Source organism: Candidatus Alcyoniella australis, assembly GCA_030765605.1.
Taxonomy (GTDB): domain Bacteria; phylum Lernaellota; class Lernaellaia; order JAVCCG01; family Alcyoniellaceae; genus Alcyoniella; species Alcyoniella australis.
The window spans coordinates 40,061-59,042 of record JAVCCG010000093.1; the positions used below are offsets into that span (position 1 = coordinate 40,061).

At 63.3% G+C, this 18,982-nt stretch carries 17 protein-coding genes; 7 read left to right on the plus strand and 10 right to left on the minus strand.

The window, feature by feature from the left end; all coding sequences use genetic code 11:
* Window positions 1-98 precede the first annotated feature (98 nt).
* The 8 genes from P9M14_10460 to P9M14_10495 form a co-directional block, all read right to left on the minus strand.
* Entirely contained in the window at window positions 99-824 is a 726-nt protein-coding gene (locus tag P9M14_10460; GenBank protein ID MDP8256163.1) for a PhoU domain-containing protein, read from the minus strand.
* A gap of 30 nt (window positions 825-854) precedes the next feature.
* Window positions 855-1,967 (minus strand): Na/Pi symporter, encoded by a 1,113-nt coding sequence (locus P9M14_10465; protein MDP8256164.1) that lies wholly within the window; start codon window positions 1,965-1,967, stop codon window positions 855-857.
* Between the two features lie 412 nt (window positions 1,968-2,379).
* Window positions 2,380-3,879, minus strand: a complete 1,500-nt coding sequence (locus P9M14_10470; GenBank protein ID MDP8256165.1) for a zf-HC2 domain-containing protein — start codon at window positions 3,877-3,879, stop codon at window positions 2,380-2,382.
* Between the two features lie 10 nt (window positions 3,880-3,889).
* Entirely contained in the window at window positions 3,890-4,498 is a 609-nt protein-coding gene (locus P9M14_10475; protein ID MDP8256166.1) for a sigma-70 family RNA polymerase sigma factor, read from the minus strand.
* Window positions 4,499-4,580: 82 nt separating this feature from the next.
* The gene (locus P9M14_10480; GenBank protein ID MDP8256167.1) at window positions 4,581-5,012 is read right to left on the minus strand and encodes a hypothetical protein; all 432 of its coding nucleotides are present in this window, start codon (window positions 5,010-5,012) and stop codon (window positions 4,581-4,583) included.
* Entirely contained in the window at window positions 4,993-6,504 is a 1,512-nt protein-coding gene (locus P9M14_10485; GenBank protein MDP8256168.1) for a VCBS repeat-containing protein, read from the minus strand. Before P9M14_10485 ends, P9M14_10480 begins: the two co-directional genes overlap by 20 nt.
* 27 nt (window positions 6,505-6,531) lie before the next feature.
* On the minus strand, window positions 6,532-9,219 hold the full coding sequence (locus tag P9M14_10490) for an N-acetylmuramoyl-L-alanine amidase (protein ID MDP8256169.1): 2,688 nt from the start codon (window positions 9,217-9,219) through the stop codon (window positions 6,532-6,534).
* A 47-nt stretch (window positions 9,220-9,266) separates the two neighbouring features.
* Window positions 9,267-9,626 (minus strand): prepilin-type N-terminal cleavage/methylation domain-containing protein, encoded by a 360-nt coding sequence (locus P9M14_10495; GenBank protein ID MDP8256170.1) that lies wholly within the window; start codon window positions 9,624-9,626, stop codon window positions 9,267-9,269.
* Window positions 9,627-9,813: 187 nt separating this feature from the next.
* On the opposite strand from P9M14_10495, the gene P9M14_10500 reads away from it, so the two are divergent.
* Window positions 9,814-10,335 carry a DUF5698 domain-containing protein gene (locus P9M14_10500; GenBank protein ID MDP8256171.1) on the plus strand — a complete coding sequence of 174 codons (522 nt, stop codon included), beginning with the start codon at window positions 9,814-9,816 and terminating at the stop codon, window positions 10,333-10,335.
* Window positions 10,336-10,436: 101 nt separating this feature from the next.
* Here P9M14_10500 and P9M14_10505 read toward each other — a convergent pair whose 3' ends face one another.
* A complete protein-coding gene (locus tag P9M14_10505) occupies window positions 10,437-11,246 on the minus strand; it encodes a ParA family protein (protein MDP8256172.1) in 810 nt (269 codons plus the stop codon).
* A 254-nt stretch (window positions 11,247-11,500) separates the two neighbouring features.
* On the opposite strand from P9M14_10505, the gene P9M14_10510 reads away from it, so the two are divergent.
* The 5 genes from P9M14_10510 to P9M14_10530 are packed head-to-tail and all read left to right on the plus strand — an operon-like array spanning window position 11,501 to window position 17,419.
* Window positions 11,501-12,721, plus strand: coding sequence for a hypothetical protein (locus P9M14_10510; protein MDP8256173.1), 1,221 nt, complete (start codon window positions 11,501-11,503; stop codon window positions 12,719-12,721).
* Between the two features lie 57 nt (window positions 12,722-12,778).
* Window positions 12,779-13,291, plus strand: a complete 513-nt coding sequence (locus P9M14_10515; protein MDP8256174.1) for a TlpA disulfide reductase family protein — start codon at window positions 12,779-12,781, stop codon at window positions 13,289-13,291.
* The gene (locus P9M14_10520; protein MDP8256175.1) at window positions 13,291-14,940 is read left to right on the plus strand and encodes a DUF6029 family protein; all 1,650 of its coding nucleotides are present in this window, start codon (window positions 13,291-13,293) and stop codon (window positions 14,938-14,940) included. The genes P9M14_10515 and P9M14_10520 overlap by 1 nt, the downstream gene beginning before the upstream one ends.
* 41 nt (window positions 14,941-14,981) lie before the next feature.
* On the plus strand, window positions 14,982-15,743 hold the full coding sequence (locus P9M14_10525) for an SDR family oxidoreductase (GenBank protein MDP8256176.1): 762 nt from the start codon (window positions 14,982-14,984) through the stop codon (window positions 15,741-15,743).
* The gene (locus P9M14_10530; protein MDP8256177.1) at window positions 15,740-17,419 is read left to right on the plus strand and encodes a hypothetical protein; all 1,680 of its coding nucleotides are present in this window, start codon (window positions 15,740-15,742) and stop codon (window positions 17,417-17,419) included. Before P9M14_10525 ends, P9M14_10530 begins: the two co-directional genes overlap by 4 nt.
* 74 nt (window positions 17,420-17,493) lie before the next feature.
* Here P9M14_10530 and P9M14_10535 read toward each other — a convergent pair whose 3' ends face one another.
* A complete protein-coding gene (locus P9M14_10535; GenBank protein ID MDP8256178.1) occupies window positions 17,494-18,153 on the minus strand; it encodes an outer membrane beta-barrel protein in 660 nt (219 codons plus the stop codon).
* Between the two features lie 78 nt (window positions 18,154-18,231).
* On the opposite strand from P9M14_10535, the gene P9M14_10540 reads away from it, so the two are divergent.
* Window positions 18,232-18,957, plus strand: a complete 726-nt coding sequence (locus P9M14_10540) for a hypothetical protein (GenBank protein ID MDP8256179.1) — start codon at window positions 18,232-18,234, stop codon at window positions 18,955-18,957.
* Window positions 18,958-18,982: the final 25 nt, after the last annotated feature.

Sequence of the window (18,982 nt, forward strand, 5' to 3'; positions counted from 1 at the left end):
GCTCGCGCAGTTCCCTGTTTGTAGTAGAAGCACCCACTCCGCGTCGCGGAGAGTTCCGTTGAACTACGCGCCTGGTCCGCTCGCGAGTTGTACGGTGCCTATTCGTCGTCCTCGTTTTCGGGCCCCGAGGCATAGCCGAAGATCGACTCGAGTTCCTCGGCCTTGGTCGCCTTGAGCGGGTAGAAGCCGATGCGGTCGAACGGATTGAGGGCGATCGAGGCGATGTTCATCAGGTGGGCGCTGGTGCGCTTGAGGTAGCGCGAGTACAGCACGCACATCACGGCTTCCTTGGCGTTCCCCACGCCGCTCTTGGCATAGTTGCCGACGATCTGGTCGCAGGCCTGGGAGATCGAGCGGTGCATGACCAGCACGGTCTGGGCGTCATCCCGCAGCTCGTGCTTGATCGCCCTGGTGGTCAGCCCGAACTCGCTGAGCACCTTCTTGGTCTGCTCGACCAGGTCGGTGGCGCACGGCGCGCCATCGAACGATTCAGGGTAGAGAGAGGCCAGCTCGTAGATGTTTTTGGAGTAATCGCCCAGGCGTTCGACCGAGACGATCATCGTGGTCAGGGTCAGCGAGGCGACAATGTCCTGCTTGGGGTACAGCGAGAGGTGCTCAAGTACTTTCTTGCGTACCTCCATCTCCATCCGGTTGATCTCTTGGTCCTGGCGGTAGATGTCGTACAGCAGCGGCTTGCGGTAGAGCAGCAGGTCGGTGACCGCGATGAACATCTCCTCTGAGATTTGCAGCATGGAGTTGGCCTGCTTCAGGGCGCTTTGCAATAAATCGCCCGTGCTCAGAGCCCTGAAGAATCTCGTGAACATACTTTCTCTCCCTTTCTCAAACCCGACAGGCTAATCAAAGATGAGGATGCACGCTATGGGTATTACAAAAAATACTAGCAAAACGTAAAGGAAGGCGAAGATCCTGCCCTTGTCGACCAGTCGCCCAAGCAGCTTGGCCACACCGATGGGAATCCTGCGCAGTGGTACGAACACCACAGCTCCACAGATGTTGAACAACAGGTGGGACAACGCCACGGCCAGCGGAGTTGCCTGGCCGGTGACCAACGAGGCCAGCAGGGCGGTGACGGTCGTGCCGATGTTCGCGCCCACGGTAAAGGGGAAGACCGCCTCAAGCGAGAGAATCCCGGCGCCCATCAGCGGAACAACCAGCGAGGTGGTGATCGAGCTGGATTGGATCAGCGCGGTGATCGCCGCTCCGATCACCAATGCGCGCAAGGTGCTCTTGAACAGGTAGTCGTGCATGATCGACTCGACCCGGCCGAAGATCAGTTTCTTCATCGTGCCGACCATCAGCTTGAGGCTGAGGAACAGCAGGAGCAGGGCGAAGATCAGCATCAGTACCGCCGCCGTGGTCGTCGATTCGCCGCCGATCCAGACGAACAGCTCCCTGGCCAGCTTTACCACCGGCGAGACGATCAGCTTCAACGGGCTGACGAACTTTAGTCCACCGGCCCCCTCGAGGGTCAGGGCGATGAACATCGAGCTGCGCGCCAGAAAGTGGGTCGAGATCTCAAGCGGCAGGACGATGATCACGGCCATGATGTTGAACATGTCGTGCATCGTTGCGCCGATAAACGCGCGCCTGAACTCGGCCTTGCGCGTGATGTGCCCCAACGAGACCAGCACCGCGGTTACGCTGGTGCCGATGTTGGCGCCCATTACCATCGGGATCGCGCCCTCGAGGGTCAGCGAGCCGCAGGCGACCATACCGACGATAATCGAGGTCGTGGACGACGAACTCTGGATGATGCTCGTGGCCAACAGGCCCATCAGCAGGCCAACGAACGGGTTGGTCGTGGCCTGCATCAGGCTTTCGGCGAACCCGCGGCCGAAGAGCTTGAGCGCCCCGCCCATCGATTCGATGCTGATGAAGAATAGGTACAATACGAAAAGGAAGAACAGCACCCTGAGGTACTTTTTCCACCTGGGCTCTTCCGCCAAAATCCGCTCCGTAGATTTTTAAATCTTTTATGTGGGCGAGGTCGGACGCTCGATAAGCCGAGCAGAAACTAACATATATCAAGCACGGGTTAAATACGAAATTAACCTAACGCTACCACTTACCCTCAGGGGAGGAGTGGATATGGGGAAGACAATATTGCGGTAAACGCTCGCCGTTGGATTACGACTATGGTTGTTCGCGTGTTTGCAGCGGCTCTAAGCCGCCGCCGCGGGGAGGATCGTTGGATTACGACTATGGTTGTTCGCGAGTTTTGCAGCGGCTCTAGGCCGCCTCCAAGCCGCCTGGATTATTTAAGAGGGTTCGTCAACGAAGTTTGCCCCTACGCGGAGAGGATTTATCGGTGAACGACTATGGGAGTATGCGAGTTTTGCAGCGGCTCCAAGCCGCCGCTTAGTGCAGGACGAACTCGACTACCACGTCGCGGCCGATAGTGACGTCGGTTCCCGGCACCTGTCTGGGCAGGATCACAACGTGGTACGGCTGGGTTAAAGCCAGGGTCACGGCGCTGTTCGGGTCGGGCAGCGATTGATTGACGTAAACCACCAGCCGGTCGGTGCTCCAAAGCACGTTTTCGATTCGCACCTTGAATCCGCCGGACGCGCGTTCGCCCAGGAACGCAGCCACGGCGAAGTTGTGCTCGAAGTCCACCGGCGGCACATCGGGTAGAGGTACGGTGATGCCGAAGATTTTATTCCACAGCGCTGCGAAGCTGCCTGCGTCGTGCAGCACCAGCTGGCTGCGGGTCGTCACGCCGCTGTAGACCCCCGAGTACTGCTCGATGAACGGCAGTTCGACGCCCGCGAGCGGCTTGTCGACGTCCAGAGCTTCTTCCTCTGATTCACCGCGCTCGGACGGGACTGCGCCGAACAGCGGCGGTGAGGGCTGCTGCGCCTCGGGCTTGGGCGCCATCCTTTCGCGCAGCCGTTCGCCGAACAGCCGCGAGGGCCAGACCGGCTCGGAGTCGGAGCGGGGCGTGCGCGAGCTGGTGTACTCCACGCCGCCCACCGGAGTCGGTGAGGCCTCCAGCGCGCCCCAGGGCATGGCGGGCTGTTCGATTGTCGATGTTGCGGCAAGTTCCTTGTCATCGGGCTCGTCGGGCGAGAGGGCCACACTCTTGTGCTCTTGGGCAGGCGGCGCCGGGGCCAGCGCACCGCCCGCGGTCCCGGTTACAACGCTGGATTCGCGCGCTTCTACTGGTTGCATCGCGCGTGATTCGTCAACCATGTTGCCTAGGCCCGAGGACTCGATCGATCGGGCCCGCTCTTCGGTTCGCGACGGATGCCCGCCCAGGGCCACGGCGTCCAGCCCCGCTGTTGCATCCGATTCTTCGACCTGGGCCAGGCGGTCCACAGCGTCGTCGAGCATCCCGGCAGACGTCTCGCCTTCGGCTACCAGCGCGACGGTCTCGAGTTCATCGTGCGCAGCCTCGAGCTCGGCAAGTTCGATTGGCGCGTCGACCGGCGGCACCGCAGGCGCGGGCTGGGACTTGTTGGCGTCGACCATCACCCGGCCGCTTTGTATGTAGTTGTCTTGGAACGAGCCAAAGGGGAATTGGACCAGCACCACTCCGAGGAAGACCGCCAGGAACACGTAGGCCAGGGCGCGCGCAGGAACGTAGCGCCCCTCGCCCAGCAGCGCCCGGCTGACCTTGCGCCACCATGGATCGTGCTCGATGCGCTCCATCACCCTGGCGCGCAACGCGGCCGGGACCGGCTCTTCGCCCAAAGCGCCGAGCAGCTTGACGGTTCGCGACATCAGCTCGAGCTCGCGCCGGCAATCGGCGCAGCCCGCGAGATGCTCGTCAAACGCCGCGGATCGTGCGTTGTCCAGCTCGCCCTCGAAATACTCGGAGAGTTGCGCGAGGACCTGTTCGTGCGTGATTTTACTCATGGCTCCCGGTCTATATCCCCTCGCTGAGCACCGTGCGCAGGCTCTCCTTGAGCATGTTGCGCGCCCGGTGCAATCTGCTTTTAATGGTGCCCTCCACCGCTCCGGTGACCTTGGCGATCTCCTCGTAGCTCAGTCCCTGGATGTCGCGCAGCAGGATCACCAATCGATAATCCTCGGGAAGATCAGCGATTTTGGACTGTACTATCCCGCGAATCTCCGCGCTGCCCGCCATTTTCTCAGGATCGAAGGTATCGTCCGCCACCTGGCGCGGCATTTCACCGTCCTGGGTTTCCAGCGGCTGATCCAACGATTGAGTCCGGAAGTAGGCGCGGCGCTTGAGGTATTTAAGCTTGTTGCGAGTGTGGTTCGCCGATACCTGGTACAGCCAGGTCGAGAACATTGCCTCGCCGCGAAAACTTCCGATCTTCTGATAAACTTTCAAGAAGATCTCCTGCGTCAACTCCTCTGCAAGGTGATGGTTGGACACCATTCTCAGGGTCAGGCTGTAGACCCGGCCCTGATACTTCACCACCAGGGTATTGAATGCCGATTTATCCCCTGTTTTGACCCGTTTGATCAGCTCAACGTCTGGGTCCGGTTTCCGGGGCCTATCGGACATCCATCAGCTTTCTATGACAGCAGTGTGTGTAAAAGGTTTCACAACGAGCATCTTAGCAATACCAGCACGGGTTGCCCATGCATCAATTGCCGGTGATCGAGTCGATCAGCAGATACAGCGCTGTTTCGACCAGCATGCCGCCTGCGCGTTGGTAGGCGTGTGTGCGCAGAAACTCGGGCTCAAACGGGTCGTCGAACCCATCGCGGTAGATCAGCCGACCGCGCGAGTCGAAATCGAGCAGCAACGGTCCGGCAATCGGCTGCTCGGGGGGCGTATAGCGCGGCGTCAATGAGGCCTCAAGGCCCATTGAATTGAGGTCGAACGCCTCGATCGGCGGACGCGGGCCCGCATAGGCCGGGGCGAGAGTGCGGTAATCAAGGTATCCCAGGTAGACCGGCGAGAGCCCGAGCTCTTGAACGCCGTCTGTCTGCGCAACCTGGTCGTCGGCCCACGCGCTCAAGCTCGGCGCGACTATCAGCAGCACGGCGAGCAGACTAGCCGCAGCAAACCGCATCGTCGCCTGTGTCGTCGTCGCCCGGGCAATCATCGTCGTCACCTCCACCCGCGTCATCGTCGTCCGCATCGTCGTCATCGCCCGTGTCGTCGTCGTCATCGTCGGGCAGATATGGATTATACATCCCGCTGCGGCGATTGTCGGCCTGGGACGTGGCCCAGTGGACCATGCCCGGGCCAAAACTCCAGTCCGCGCAGGTGTAGACGTTGACCGAGCCCTGGCTTTGCTCAAGATACGATCCGAGCACCACAAGCTCGGGGCTGCCGTCGCGGTCCAGGTCGGCCAGGGTCGGGCCGTTGAGGTAGACGATGCCGTAGGGCCGCAGGGGGAAGCCGGGCAGGGCCGCGCCCTGGGCGTCCACGCCGAACACAAAGCCGTAGTCGCCGTCGCGCAGATTGTTGGTGAAGATAATCTCCAGCCGCGAGTCGCCGCTGATGTCTGCCAGCACAATGTTGCCCTCGACCCCGCCGGTGATCAACAGCGGGAAGCCGGGGAATGCCGAACCGTCGTGCTCGATCACGAAAAGGTTGTCGGCCTCGTACAGTCCTCCCGCGCGGCCCACGACAACCTCCGGATTGCCGTCCTGGTCAATGTCGCCCACTGCCGGCGGACAGTAGCTCCAGGCGTCGCCCAGATCAAAAGGCCAGCCCTCAAGCTCCGCGCCGTCGATGTCCGTGGCGTGCACGCGGTTGAGATCGCCGTGGGTCACGCTGAGGATCTCCAGCGTGCCGTCGCCGTCCAGGTCGACCAGCGCCGGGCTGCCGTAGCTGTAGGTCTCATCGGCGATGGTCCGCGGAAAACCGTCCATCAGCGCGCCGTCGCGCTCGAACAAGTACAGGCTGCGAAAGGAGCAGATCGCGATTTCGGGTTGGCCGTCGTTGTCCACATCGCCCACTGCCGCGGAGGTGGCGGGCACGTGATCCAGGGCCACGGGCCAGGGACCGGCCGCCGCGCTCAGGTCGCCGTTATAGGCGTAGAGGTAACCCACGCCGCTGCCGTGTTCACCGACGATGATCTCGAGTTTGCCGTCACCGTCCAGGTCGGCCAGGGTCGGCTCGTTGTACATTGCGCCCGAGTGCGGCAGGGCCGTGGAGTTCAGCAATGCGCCGCTGCCGGAGAACACGTGCAGCTTGGGCTGAGGATTGCCCCCGGTGAGGTCGCGGGTGTTGACTACGATCTCCGGGGACGAGTCGCCCAGCACGTCGCCCACGGCCGCGGGGGTCGCGGCCAGGCCGCTGAGCGCCACGTTGAACAGCTCGGTTCCGTCCGGATCCCAGGCGATCAGCCGCTGACCCATGGTGGCGGCGATCAGCTCGAGTTGCGGATCACCGTCGATGTCCGCGACCGTCAGGCCGTGCTGGCCCCAGAACATGCTGTTGAGCGCCACGGTCTGGGGAAAACCGGGCAACTGTTCGATCTGTGCTGCTGCGGACGCGGTAAAAATAATCGCCAGGGCCAGCGTAACAACCGTCCGTCTGAAGATGCGTCTCATTGATCAATCCTCAATTGTTGCACGGTGTCATCCACAACATTCGTTGTCGTCATCGTCGTCCTCGCCCGTGTCGTCGTCATCGTCAATCATATCGTCGTCGTCATCGTCGCTCGCATCGTCGTCGTCGTCCAGATCGGGCACCAGATAATCGACGGCCGCGGCGATCAGCTCGGCGCGCACGTCCGCGGAGAGCACGGTCTCCAAGGGAAAGGCCAGATAGACCACGCGGTACGTGTCCGCCTCATGGGTAATCGCGGCCGCGTGGTCGCCGTCGCGGTAGAGCAGCGCCACGTCCGACCCTGGCAACGGATCGATGGCGTCGGGCCAGTCGGCGGCGTAGATTGCGGCCTGGTCGTAGTCGAACTCGAAGGGCCCGATTCCGGCGAAAATCCCAAAGCTCGGATCGATCACGCTGCCGGTTCCCGCGTCGTCGGCCTGGTAGCTCGCACCCAGGTAATCGGCGTAGAACGTCTGGTCCGCCTGCGAGCCGTTGGCCGCCAAGTCCCAACCGATCTCGCTGCCCGAGATGAACAATGATGGTCCATAGCGCGAAAACAACTGTTGCTCGACCAGTGAGAGGGTCTCGTCCTGGGTTGACTCCTCGCCCAAAATCCAGAACAGCGCGTCATAGTGATTGAGGTCGACCCGACCATCGATCAGGGCGTTGTGGGATGCGCAGTCGAAACCGACCCCGGCCTGGGCCAGGGCCTGGGCGTAGGCGATGGTGTAGTCAAAGCTGTTCATATGTTCCAGGTACATGCGCTCGATCTCGCCGCCGCCGTAGTAGGGCTCGATCACGTTCTGCCCGCTGTCGAGTCGGTCGAATCCCGAGACCAGCAGCACTTGTCGATGGTCGTCGCCCGGGTAGACGGCCAGGGTCTCGCTGGGGAAGCTCTCGCCGCCGGCGTTGGTGGCGCTGACCCGCAAGTACAGCGGACCGTCGACGGTTGGCTCAATCGACGTGTATTCGTCCGGCACCTGTGCGGCAACGCTGAAGCCGCGGCCGTTTTCGCTGACGTAAACCGTGTAGAACTCGGCCGGATCGCCGTAGATCCCGCCGTTGTCAGAAGAGGGCTCCTGCCAGTGGATATAAACATCCTGGTTCCCTTCGTAGGTAACGCTCAGGTCCGTGGGCGGCTGGGGCAGGAAGTGCGGCTCGATCCCGTCGCGCACTGCAAAGTAGCGCACGATCGCCTGATAGATCGAGCGCGCGGCCAGCTCGCGGAACGCCGGTTCCTTGAGCGCCGCGGCGTCGGCCGGAGTGTCGTGGAACGCCAGCTCGAGCAGTGCGCCGGGCATCTCGTCGTTGTAGTTCGGGTTGATCTCGCCGTACCAATTGGTGTGCTCGCCGCGATCGGTCCAGTCCGCATCCCAGCCCGCGCGCAGGTCGGCGATCAGCTCGTCGTGAATCGCCGCGCGTAGCTCCAGCGATCCGGCTACGCCGTCGAACGGTCCGTCCCAGCCTGCCGAGGAGTAGGCGAAGACGCTGGTGCCGCGCCCCGGGTCCGGGGCGTTGGTGTGAAACGAGACGTAGATCGAATCTTCCCAGGCCTCGTTCTCCCACTTGGCATAGCGCGGCATGCTGGTCACGGTGTTCGAGGCGCACTCGGGGCAGCCCATCAGCGGCGCGTAGTACAGGCCGGATTCCTCCCAACGCGGCTTCTGCGATTCCGAACCCATGCCGCCGCCAAAGCGCACCGCGTCGGCGATCACGTAGCGGCCGGCATCCGTACCCATGTTGCTCACCACCACCGAGCGGCGCTCGGGCGGATCGTCGGCAATGAAGTAGTAACGGCCCAGGTTGTTAAACGTGAACCCGTCGCGCTGCTGGTCGATGGTGTGCACGGTCTGGCCGCCGCTGTGGCCCACCACCACCCGCGCGTCCGTGGAGCGGTTGGCGCCGCCGTTGTACCACAGGCCCACGTGGTAATAGCCGTCCGCGGGCAGCTCGGCCGTAAATTGCGCCAGCGCGGTCTCGACCAGCGACACCGGGGTGTAGCAATAGTCCGCGCCGTAATAGCCCGGGGTGGTTGTGGAGCATTGCCACGGGCCGCTGAGCGTGCAGGCCTCGTCGTTGTTGTCGATCACCAGTTCCCGGGTCTGCATGTCGCGCTCGCGCGTGGTGTAGACCCCGGCACCGGCGTTGTACAGGTAGCGCGCTAGGTATTGGTCCACGGTCTCGGCCGTGAGGAAATCCTCGACCAGGCCGTTGGTGTTGCCGCGCTGGGTAATCCAGCCGTAGGTCTCGTGCAAGTACCAGCCGTGCCCCGCGCTAAGAAAGATCGAGCGGCCGCTGAGAAAGCCCGCGGGCTGCGGCTGGCCGGGATGGGGCAATGACTTGGACCCATGCGCCTCGAACGGCTTTTGCGGCACAGGCTCGCCGGGGTCGATCAACTTGCCCAAGGGCCGAAAGTCCTCGACTCCGGGGCCGCGGCCGAACACCAGGCAGGCCGTGCCCGCCGGGGTATCGACCATGCTCGTTGCCAGGGCCTGGGCCAGCAGCTCGGCCGCAAGCTGGTCGATGGTCGGCTGCGGCAGGCTGAGGTAAATGTGATAGTCGCCGTCGAGCTGCTCGACCCGCTCGATGGCCGCACCCGGAGGCAGGCTGTTTTTCAGCGTTGCGAAGCCCGGTTGGCTGGCCTGCGCCGTCGGGCCGAGGAACAGCACAAGTAGGATCAACCACGTTGCGGACCGCGGGCCGACCATGGGAGACATTGTAGTTTATCGAAAAGGGCGCGCCGGATTAATTGGCCGGGCCATGTTTAGTATGAGTGGTCGGTGATCACGTAGCGCTCAGTTCCCAAGTCGTGCCAGACGGTGAAGGTGAAGCCGAACTTGTTGCTTGCGCCGAAGTCCCAGCTGATGTCCGGGTCGTCGTCGAGCTCCTCGTTGAGCGAGATCAGATTGGAGATCGAGCTTGTGTAGGAGCCGGAGAGCACGCCGCCGGCGCTCTGGAAATAGATCTCCTCGGCCAGGGCGGCGGTGCGCCCCAGGTTCTCGGCCGCGGCATCGCGCGCACGGGCTCTGAGGCTCAAGAACGAGGGAATGGCGATCATCGCCAGGATGCCGATGATGCTGATTACAATCAGCAGCTCAATCAGCGTGAACCCTTTACGCTTCATCAGCCCGCCTCCATAAGTCTTTCGCCTTTCAGCATTATCCGAGCGGTACTGCCGTGTCAACCGGCATGGATTACCAATGTGCACCCGGTTGTGTCGTGCGTTCTATTGTGTTCGGCAGACGCCCGAAGCATTATCCCGATGAGTCCGGCGCACTTCACGGGCCGGACCGGGACTGCGGAGGTCCGAGATGGCGGCGATTCTGGGCGGACTGTTGATTTTCTTGTGTCGCTTGACAGACGTGACTATGGGCACGATGCGGATACTGCTGATGATCCGCGGACGCAAGGTGATTGCCGGGGTGATCGGTTTTTTCGAGGTGGCCGTGTTTCTGTTCGCCATCAGCCAGGTGGTGAACAACATGGACAGCGTTTGGAAGTTCCTGGGTTACTGCGGCGGGTTCACCGCGGGTACGATCCTCGGCGGACACATCGATCAGCGGCTGGCGATGGGCAACCAGGTGTTGACGGTTTTCGCGCCCAAGACCTGGAACCTGATCGCGGGCGAGCTGCGCGACGCGGGGTTCGGCGTGACCGAGTTCGACGGCTGGGGCAAGGACGGGGCCGTGACCATGGTCCGCGCGGTGGTCAAACGCCGCTTTCTGCCCCACGCCCTGGACATCATCAACAAGCTGGAGCCCGACGCCTTTGTCACCGCCTCCGAGATCAGCACGGCACGGCACGGCTACCTCTCGCACGTCAAACGCAAGTAGGGGCTGGTGGGTAATTACCCCACCCCCCACGTGGCGGGGTGGGCCGTTGGATTACAACCGGCGTTCTGCGCGAGTTTTGTGGCAGCTTAAAGGTGCCGTTGCTAGGCGGCGCCTCCACCGGCTTTATCGACCTTGATCTGGTCCTGGTACTTCTTGTAGACCTCCGAGGCCAGCTGCAGATAGGCGCGGGAGACCTCGCTCTTGGGGTCCTGAAGGATCAGCGGCTTGCCGATGGCGAAGATCGTCGAGTACTCCTCCATCCGCGGGATCACGGTCTTGAATACCACCTCCTCGGGGAAAGTGGCCCAGACCTGCTGCACCACCTCGCGCGCGATGCGGTAGTTCTCGTCGTACATCGTCAGCAGCAGCCCCTCGATCACCAGCTCGGGATTCACGTTGTGGCGGATCTTGCGGATGATCTTGAGGATCTGCGTCAGGGTCTTGAGGCTCAGCGGCTCGCACTGCATCGGCACCAGCACCGAGTCCGAGGCTGACAGCGCGTAGATCGTCATCTCGCCCATGCCCGGCGGGCAGTCGATGAGGATGAAGTCGCACGAGCGGCGGATGGCCTCGATGTACTTCTTAAGCAGCGGCGCGCTGCCGCGCTGCTTGACGAACTTCTCGAACTCCTCGGCCATGGTGCCGCGGCCGTAGGGAATCGCCTTGAGCCATTTAAGTCCCGTAGGCTGGATGATCTCGGCCAGCTTGCGCTTGCCCATGAACACGTCGTAGATCCCGCGCTCCATTTGCGAGCGCGAGAGCCCCAGGCCGAGCCCCACGGCGTTCTGCTCGTCCAGGTCGATCACCACGGTGCGGCATTTCATTGAGGCCAACGAGGCGGCCAGGTTGATGGTCGACGTGGTCTTGCCAACGCCTCCCTTCTGGCTGGCGACGGCGATCACTTTTCCCATCTGGCAATCCCCCAGGTCTGCTGTGGACCCCTGGAAACGGTATTCTTCTTCATACTGTGCGCCTTGCTCGTTACGGTAAAAGCGCAGACAAAAACGCGCAGATAGCTCCTTTTTAGGCTAGCAGCGGCTTTAACGGGTGTCAACACGGCGCGTGGCAAATCCCAAATCTGCGTAAAGCGTACGGGCAAGTTGCGGCTGGTCTTGTAATCAACGTCGATATATACTTCTGTGTCGATATCCCGGAGGAGATTGCGATGCTGAAAAACCGTTACTTTGTGAGCCTGTTTACCCTGTTGCTGGCCTTTTGCCTGTGCTTTGCGGTCCTCTCGTGCGAGGAGGAGGACGACCCGGGGAGCGCCTCCATCGGCGACGACGATGACGATGATTTGGTCGACGACGACGATGATGATCTCGACGACGACGACGACGATGATCTCGACGACGACGACGACGACGATGATGATGATGACGACGATTACGCCAACGCGCTGATCGCCGGGGACAAGAACCTGGTGTTGACCAAGCTCTACTCGGGCAGCGCCGACTCGTGGAGTGGGCTGGAGAGCTTCGCGATGACTCCCACCGACCTGGTGCGCATGGCCGCGGACGAGATCTACATCAGCGGCATGGTCGCGGCCAGCGATACCCTGGAAGGCTCGATCTACAAGTACGAGGGCACGACCTGGACCGAGCAGACACTGCCCTCCCAGGCCGAGGACTGGAGCATGCAGGGCATGGCGTTCAGCGGCGCAGGCGCGGGCTGGGCCGTGGGCGCAGCGGCTGACGGCGGGGATACCGACGGCCTGATATTGCAGCTCGACTCGGGCACTTGGACCGACGTTTCGCCCGTTGCGGCGCAGGACGTGACCTTACTCGACGTTGACGCGCTGGCCTCGGGCGAGGCCTGGGCCGTGGGCCAGAATCTGGTCAGTGGTGCGCCGGTGGTATTGAGCTACGGCCCGACCAAGGGAACCTGGTCCGCCGAAACTTTGCCGGCGATCGGCTACGACGCCTGGCTGCGCAGCGTGTCCGTGGTTTCGGCCACCGAGATTTACGTAGGCGGCGGCGAGAGCGCGGCCGGCGCCGGGGGCGCCCCGTTTGTGCTGAGCTACGACGGTTCGACCTGGTCGGCGTTGACAATCCCGGCCAAGATCGCCCACGGCCAGGTCAACTGCGTGGACGCGATCTCCGGGCTGCTGCTGGTCGCGGGCTTTGACAACGATGCGGAGGACGGCTTCGTCTGGTACAAGGGCGGGGCCGGGCTGACCGATGCTACACCGACTACAACCCTCGACGACGAGAACTACCTGGGCTGCTCCCTGGCCGGTTTGACCACGGGCTACGTGGTGGGCGAGGGGCTCGACTCCGCGCTACGCCAGCCGCTGGTCTACGCCTGGACCGGCAGCGCGTTGACCCTGGTGGGCGGGCCGGACCCGGACAATGTTTCGGGCCTGAGCAACGTCGTCGCCTACTGACGACCACCCGGCCGTACGCTGCTGCTGCGGCCACGGTAGATACGACACGGAGTGAAGATGACACCGATTGCCAAGGCCCTGCCCGTTGCGCTGATCTGCGCCCTGTTGTTCGTTCCCGTCGCTGCCCAAGGGTTGGGCGAGGAGGCCGTGGACTTCGGCCTGAAGAGCCTCGAGGGGCGCACCGTCTACCTCTCCGACTTTCTGGGCGAGAAGGTGATCCTGGTCAGCTTTTTCGTCACCTGGTGCAAGCCCTGCGAGCGCGAGTATCCTCAGCTCGAGAAGCTCTACCAGCAATATAAGGACCAGGGCTTGGTGGTGCTCGGGATCTCGGCCGACAACTCAAGCTCCGTGGCCCAGGTCGGACCGACCATGCGGCGCTCCAAGGTGAGCTACCCGGTGCTGCTGGACCAGGACAACCAGGTGCTGGCTCAATACAATCCCAACAGCAAGTTTCCCTACACCCTGATTATCGCCAAGGACAAGACGATCCAGTATGTGCACGAGGGATTCTCACCCGGAGACGAGCAGGCGCTGGAGACTAAAATCAAGCAGTTGCTGGAGGCCCAATAATGCGCCTGCGCAGCGCGGCGCTGATTGCGGTCCTGGCGTTGCTGTTGGCCGCGGCCCCGGCCCAGGCATTCAAGTTCAAGACCCCGGTGACCGACGCGGTCAACATCAACAACAACCTCAAGCTGGTGCACGACCAGACAACCGCAGACCTTGACCAGCACTTCTGGGCGCTGATCAACCGGCTGAACTTGCAAGTGAAGAAGGGCGCGCTGTTGGTGGGCCTGCGCTACGACGTGGAGACGTTCCTGGTCGGCGAGGAGACCGAGTTCCAGGGGCGCTACACCGTGCGCAAGTTTTTCATCGAGGCCAACAAACGGCCGGTGCGCGTGCGACTGGGCGACTCGTTCGTGCAGGAGGGGCGGGGGCTGGCGTTCGCGCTGAAAAAGGTCGACGAGTTCGGCGAGGACACCACGTTGCAAGGCGCGTTGCTCGAGGTGAACAACGACTGGTTCAACTACGGATCTTTCGCCGGCAGTATCAACCCGCTGGACGAGGACGAGGTGCGGCCCAACTTCGAATTCCAGGGCGTGGGCGAGCCGCCCAAGCTCGGTGATCTCGAGGACTCGCCGCCGGACTGGCCCGACCGCGACCTGGCCTGGGGCGGCCACACCGGATTGAGCCTGCCCGGCTGGTTCACTGCCGCGGGGCACTACGCCGCTGTCTACGAGCGGATTGACCCCGAGGTCGATCCGGTCGACTTCGAGGCCGACGACACCTGGCAGACCCTTTCGTTGAGCCTGGACATGCCGAACATATTGCGGCACGGCGCGTTCTACGCCGAGTACGCCTGGCTCGAGCTGCGCGACCGTAAACGGCCGATTCCCGACGAGCTGAGCGAGGGGCGCGGCGGCTACGCCTCGGCCGTGGGCTACGCCGGTCCGCTGACCATGACCTTTGAGTACAAGGACTACTTCCTGTTCGAGCACCCGTACTCCGAGCCGCCGAGCCTGGAGAACCCCAAGGTCGCCTTTGGCGAGACTCCGCATTACGACGACGAGATCGGCGGCCGCCTCGGCGCGCAGTACGACATCCCGCTGATCGACGTGAACGGCAGCCTGAGCTATCTGCACGTGTTCAGCCACGAGGAGCTGCCCGCCGACCTTCAGGCGCACTACGACTTGTCGAAGCGCGTGATCGAGCACGAGACCAAGCACGTCTGGGGCGGCCTGGACAAGACTTTCGACAACGCCGCGTTCGTCTTTGCCCACGGCGGGTACCGCGAGAAGCCCGATGGCCGCTGGGTTCACGGCGAGCTCGACGGCGGCGCGCCGATTTACGGCCCGCACTCGTTCACTGCCGCGTTCCACGTCAAGACCTTTTACGGCTGGGGACTGCAAAGCGACACCGAGTACGGCTCGGAACTCTACCAACTGGGCTACGCCTTCAGCCCCTACGTCTCGCTCACCGGCAGCTACGAGCGCTCGGACGAGCCCCAGGCCTCGGCCGGATCAGGCGGCGCGCAGCAGATCGGCTCGGAGGAGCCGGACGAGAACTTCTGGTCAATCGAGGCGTTGGTGCAGCCGCTGAGCCAGGCCAGCGTCAAGCTGTTCTACGGCAGGCAGAAGGGCGGCGTGGCCTGCTCGGCCGGGATGTGCCGCGAGGTGCCGAGCTTCGAGGGCTTCAAGATGGAGCTGGCCCTGCGCTTCTGATCCGGCCGCAGACAACGACATTATGTTTCAAGGAGGATCCGATGATCGATAGATTCAAAATCGAGGGCAAAGTCGCATTGGTGACCGGCGCCAGCCGTGGAATCGGCGAGGCGATCGCTTTGGCGCTGGCCGAGGCCGGGGCCGATGTAGTGCTCTCCTCGCGCAAGGCCGAGGCTCTGGAACAGGTCAAGGTCAAGGTCGAGCAGCTCGGCCGCAAGGCGCTGGTGGTGCCGGCCCACGTGGGCAAGCTCGAGGACGTGCAGCGCTTGGCCGACACCGCAATCAGCGAGATGGGCCAGGTCGACGTGCTGGTCAACAACGCGGGGACCAACCCGGTATTCGGGCCCTCGCAGTTCGTGGAGGAGTCGGCCTGGGACAAGATCATGGCCGTCAACTTCAAGGGGCCGTTCTTCCTGAGCAAGCTGCTGGCCGAGGGCATGCGCCAGCGCGGCAACGGCTCGATCGTCAACGTGGTGAGCACCGCGGCGTTCCGCAACGCGCCGGGCCTGGGGGTCTACGGCATGAGCAAAGCCGGGCTGATGCAGATGACCCGCGTGCTGGCCTGGGAGTGGGGCGGCGACGGCGTGCGCGTCAATGCCATTGCGCCGGGGCTGATCAAGACCAAGTTCTCCGCCGCGCTGTGGGGCAGCGACGAGATTCTGGACAAGGTGCTGGAGATGCAGCCGATCAAACGCATCGGCGAGCCCGACGAGATCGCGGGCATGGCCGTGTACCTGGCTTCGGACGCCGCGTCGTTCGTCACCGGCCAGGTGATGGTGGTCGACGGCGGGAGCACCGCTTGAGAACCGCGCTGGTCGCGCTGCTGGCGCTGCTGCTGTGCTGCGCGGGTTGCGCGGGCAAAAGCGCGGCGCAGCAGTCTGCGGACGACGCGGCAATCGCGGCGAACATTGCGGTCGAGCAGTCGGCCGCGCAATACACACCGCTGAGTGCAGAGGAGAGAGCAATGCTCGACGCGTTTCGCGCCGAGGCTGAGGAGCTGATCTACGAGCAGATGCAGATGGGCTGGCGCGCGCGGGTCTTTGGCGAGCCGGTGGACTTCGCCTCGACCTACGCGGGGCACGACGCGCTGTTCTCCGAAGCCACGGTGGAGCTGGCGCGCCGCGCCATTGCCACCGAGACCGACCCCGAGACGGCGCGGGCCCTGGAGTACTTCCGCGTCTACCTGCTCTCCGAGATCATCTCCAAGCGCACGGTGCAGATCGACGATCACGTGACCAACGGTCAGATCGAGGCCGTAATCACGGTCGACGGCGAACAGTTCGCCTACTTTGAGTATTCGCGACTGCTGCGCAACGAGGTTGACTACGACCGGCGCGGCCGGATCTCCAACGCGGTGCTGCCGGTCTACGCGCAGCTCGAGCCGCTGCTGCTCGAAAAGGAGCGCGTGGCGCGCGAGCTGGCGCAACGCCTGGGATACGCGGGCTACGTCGAACTCTCGGGCGATCTGCGCGATGCGGACCTCGAGCTGCTCGCCGTGCGTTGCGAGAGTTTCCTCACCGAGACCGACTATCTCTACATCGACCTGCTGCGTCGCGTGAGTCCCAAGCAGATGGGATTTCCGGCCGAGCATCTGCGGCGTTGCGACATCGGTCGGCTGCTGCAGAACGCCAAGTACGAGCACTACTTCCCGGTCGAGCAGATGATGCCGCTGATGCGGCGCACCCTGCTGGGGATGGGCATCGACCTGCTTGCGATGTCCAACGTCACGGTGGACGACGAGGCGCGCGAAAAGAAGAATCCGCGCGCCGCGTGCTACCCGATGCGCGTACCCCAAGATGTACGGCTGACCATCAAGCCCGCGGGCGGCGACTCGGATTACAAGACGCTGTTCCACGAGATGGGGCACACCCAGCACTACGCCTGGACCACTGCAAAGCGTTTCGAATTTCAGCAGCTGGGCCCCTACACCGTGACCGAGACCTACGCCTTCTTGTTCGACTCGCTGTTCGAATACCCGTACTTCGTGCGCGATGAGCTGGGGATTACCGGCGCCGACCTGGCGCACTACCTGCAATTCGCGGCGTTCGAAAAGCTGATGATGGCCCGGCGCTATGCGGCCAAGGTGATCTACGAGGTCGAGCTGCACCGCGGCGTTGACAATCCGCAGCTGCGCTACCGCGAGCTGTTAGGCCGCGCCTACGGCATCGAGCTCGACGCGGGCGACGGCGAGCGCTACATGATCGACCTGGACGACTACTTCTACTCCGCGGACTATCTGCGCGCCTGGTGGCTTGAGGCGATGCTGGGCCAGCGGCTGCGCGAGCGCTTCGGCGACAAGTGGTATCGCAGCCCCGAGGCCGGGGCCTATCTGCAATCGCTGTGGTCGTCAGGCAACCGCATGAGCGGCGAGGAGCTGGCGCGCGAACTGGGGTACGAGCGAATCGATCCCGCGGCCCTGCTGGACAAGTTGGGCTGGGTCCTGAGCTTCCGCGAGCTCGACCCGCCCCCGGCGCAGTAGACGCGGCAGGGGGCACCTCAAAGGTGCCGTCGCAGCAAGGCACGCTGTATTTAAGCCGTAGTGATTCGCGGCTACTAGAAGTGGATCCCCACGTGGAACAGGGCTGAGATCGGCACGTAATCCATGCGGACCTCGATGTTCCCCTCGCCGTACTGCGCCAGGTTGTAGACGTACTCGGCTCGCAGTGTGCCGCCGATGCTCACCCGCTTCTTGACCATGTAGTCCAGGCCGGCGGCCGCAAAGAACGGCAGGTTGTTGCCCTCGAGGGAGGCGCGGTGGTCCTCGTCGTCGTAGACCATCCGCAGGCTGCTCAGCGCATAGCCCATGCCGCCGTAGACGTAGGGCCTGATGTCGCGGTTGAGGAACTGCCAGCCGAAGAAGAACTCGATGCTGGTGTTCTGCACCGAGATCTCTTTGTCGCGGAGCGTGTCCTTGATGTCGTATTCCAGGTCCACCGTGCCGCGGGCCGAGCGGTAGTGACCGGCCAAGCCGAAGAACGCATTTTTGCCCGAGGTGATCCGGATCGAGGCGCCGCCGCGAACATTGTATAGGCTGCCGTTGGAGAACTCGGCGTCGTCCAGCGTCTCGTTGTTGTCGATGCGCCCCGAGGCGATGAAACCGTAGCCGCCGCCGACCTGCAGGTGCACCGCGTTGAGGTACTTGGATTTCGCCGTGGCGGGCGAGGCGCAAACCATCAGTAAAACAGCGACCAATACGGGCAAGTATCTTCTCATCGATCCCCCCTGACCGCTCAAACTAGCGGCGCTCCCGCACCCTGTCAAGATACTGGCCGGATATGCAAATATAGAGCGATGAAGAGCGTGGTTCTGACACTGATCGCATTGCTGGTCTGCGCCGCAGCTCCGGCCGGAGTTCCCGACCTGACGCCCGAGGCTGTGTTGCAAGGGAGGCTGGCCGGGGACGCGGTGCTGACCAACGTTCAGATCGAGCTGTGGAGCTTGGCGCTGGCCGGCTGCGGCTGCGAGTCGACCGGCGCAAACGAGCTGCTGTTCGGCCGCGAGATGCCGCTGGCCGCTGCGCGTTGCAACGCGCCCGCCGCGCCGCCGGCGCAGCCCGACCGAACCCTGGCCCTGGCATTGCCAGAGCGCGAGGATGACGCGGCCGATCTGATCCGCAAGCTTTGGGTGCGCACGCTGTTTCGGATGCAACTGCTGCGCGCGGTGGCCGTCCACCGCCAGACCGACGGACTGATGCTCGACGACGCGCTACTCCAGGTGCGCGCGGCCAACCGCGCCGACCTGGCCTGTGCCGACAGCCTGGACACGGCCAATCGCTTTCGCACCGGACATACGATTCGCGCCTTTGCCGTAGTGCGCTCGGGCCTGGATCGACCGGCGCAGCTCGATCCGCTGGACAGCACAACGCAGCAGGTCTCGTTGCGCGGCGACGAGCGATTGGAGTTGATCAGGCTGCGCGGGCTGTACGTCGAGGTCCGCCTCGAGGGCCGCCGCTACGCGGCCGACCCGCGGCTGTTCGTCGGGGTTGTGACTGAAATAGAGGGCAACTTAGAAAGGTGATAAAACATGCTAACGCACCAAGCAC

Coding starts and splice junctions, on each gene's coding strand:
- P9M14_10460 (MDP8256163.1), bottom strand. CDS start 824: ATGTTCACGAGATTCTTCAGGGCTCTGAGCACGGGCGATTTATTGCAA.
- P9M14_10475 (MDP8256166.1), bottom strand. CDS start 4,498: ATGTCCGATAGGCCCCGGAAACCGGACCCAGACGTTGAGCTGATCAAA.
- P9M14_10485 (MDP8256168.1), bottom strand. CDS start 6,504: ATGAGACGCATCTTCAGACGGACGGTTGTTACGCTGGCCCTGGCGATT.
- P9M14_10510 (MDP8256173.1), top strand. CDS start 11,501: ATGCTGAAAAACCGTTACTTTGTGAGCCTGTTTACCCTGTTGCTGGCC.
- P9M14_10520 (MDP8256175.1), top strand. CDS start 13,291: ATGCGCCTGCGCAGCGCGGCGCTGATTGCGGTCCTGGCGTTGCTGTTG.
- P9M14_10525 (MDP8256176.1), top strand. CDS start 14,982: ATGATCGATAGATTCAAAATCGAGGGCAAAGTCGCATTGGTGACCGGC.
- P9M14_10505 (MDP8256172.1), bottom strand. CDS start 11,246: ATGGGAAAAGTGATCGCCGTCGCCAGCCAGAAGGGAGGCGTTGGCAAG.
- P9M14_10480 (MDP8256167.1), bottom strand. CDS start 5,012: ATGCGGTTTGCTGCGGCTAGTCTGCTCGCCGTGCTGCTGATAGTCGCG.
- P9M14_10495 (MDP8256170.1), bottom strand. CDS start 9,626: ATGAAGCGTAAAGGGTTCACGCTGATTGAGCTGCTGATTGTAATCAGC.
- P9M14_10500 (MDP8256171.1), top strand. CDS start 9,814: ATGGCGGCGATTCTGGGCGGACTGTTGATTTTCTTGTGTCGCTTGACA.
- P9M14_10515 (MDP8256174.1), top strand. CDS start 12,779: ATGACACCGATTGCCAAGGCCCTGCCCGTTGCGCTGATCTGCGCCCTG.
- P9M14_10535 (MDP8256178.1), bottom strand. CDS start 18,153: ATGAGAAGATACTTGCCCGTATTGGTCGCTGTTTTACTGATGGTTTGC.
- P9M14_10490 (MDP8256169.1), bottom strand. CDS start 9,219: ATGTCTCCCATGGTCGGCCCGCGGTCCGCAACGTGGTTGATCCTACTT.
- P9M14_10470 (MDP8256165.1), bottom strand. CDS start 3,879: ATGAGTAAAATCACGCACGAACAGGTCCTCGCGCAACTCTCCGAGTAT.
- P9M14_10540 (MDP8256179.1), top strand. CDS start 18,232: ATGAAGAGCGTGGTTCTGACACTGATCGCATTGCTGGTCTGCGCCGCA.